The following is a 356-nucleotide window of genomic DNA, read 5'->3' on the forward strand; positions in this document are numbered from 1 at the left end:
TCTTGGGGATATGGATACAGGTCTTACAGGGTACGCCGATTCCAGTTGCCCGATTTGCTTCGGCAGTAACTTCATCGGCGGTTACACTCCGTATAAGGGGCACCGGCAGGTGCTGGTGGTTACCGACGTACAGGTGCGAAACGGTGAGCTGGATATGCTCAGCAGCCCTATGCGTGCTCACTGCACTGGATTCGACGTGCAGGTGATTTTGCCGCGCGGCGCTCAGGGAATCGACGCACTTAGGGTGTGGGACGGAGAGATGCCGATGCCTGCCCTGTTCACCGTGGACGGCACCGCCGTAACCTCGAACCAACAGTTTCTCGGCTTCTGCGACGGTAAGCCCCATATTATATGGG

General features: G+C 57.6%; 1 protein-coding gene. It reads left to right on the forward strand.

Annotated features, from left to right (window positions below; all coding sequences use genetic code 11):
• Positions 1-10 precede the first annotated feature (10 nt).
• Positions 11-356 (forward strand): hypothetical protein (locus AC1RO3_RS08875; protein WP_481764061.1); only part of this gene is annotated, 346 nt, incomplete at its 3' end.

Source organism: Dellaglioa sp. CoH-57-MRSF-19 (assembly GCF_056781975.1).